2 protein-coding genes are annotated in these 692 nt (G+C 60.5%); both read left to right on the plus strand.

Translation table 11 applies throughout. From position 1 onward, the window contains the following. The coding region (locus HMPREF2975_RS06145; protein WP_141757313.1) for a phage holin family protein at window positions 1-218 on the plus strand (218 nt) is incomplete at its 5' end. Then, window positions 215-692, plus strand: a 478-nt coding sequence (locus HMPREF2975_RS06150) for a peptidoglycan recognition protein family protein (RefSeq protein ID WP_141757314.1), incomplete at its 3' end; no start/stop codon positions are given. The genes HMPREF2975_RS06145 and HMPREF2975_RS06150, both read left to right, overlap by 4 nt.

Here is a 692-nt window from a genome sequence, read left to right on the forward strand (position 1 = left end):
ACGTCCATATTCTCGGAGCACCCGGCGTGCTACGTGCGGCGGTCATCTTCTTCTACCTATCCAACGAAGGCATCTCCCTGGTCGAAAACGCCACCCGCCTCGGCCTACCCGTCCCACCCCAAATGCGTGGGGCGCTCGATGCGATCGCCAACCGCGCCGAAACAAGACCCTCACTGACCGAAACAACCACTGAAAATACAAAGGAGAACCAGTCATGAAGAATTGGCTCGCGCTCGAGGCCGACATCGACCTCATCATGAACACACACTACACACCCGGCCGCAACGGCAGGCGGATCGATAAGGTCATCATTCACCACAACGCCGGAAACCTCACCATTAGGGGCTGCTACGACGTGTGGCAAACCCGTCCAGCTTCCGCCCACTACCAAGTCCAAACCGACGGCACAATCGGCCAGCTCGTATGGGATCGCGACACCGCCTGGCATGCAGGCAACTTTGCCGCCAACACCACCAGTATCGGCATCGAGCATGCGGACGTGAGCTCCAGCCCGTGGGCTGTGTCGGAGGCGTGCCTCGATAACGGAGCACACCTCGTCGCCGCGATCTGCAAGTTCTACGGCCTTGGCCGACCCCAGTGGGGCAAGAACGTCTTCGGGCACAAAAACTTCTCTGCCACGGCTTGCCCGGCATCGTTGGCTGGTTCCCAGCATGCCGCCTACATGTCCCGCG

The organism is Actinomyces sp. HMSC065F12 (assembly GCF_001814535.1).
Lineage (GTDB): Bacteria > Actinomycetota > Actinomycetes > Actinomycetales > Actinomycetaceae > Pauljensenia > Pauljensenia radingae_A.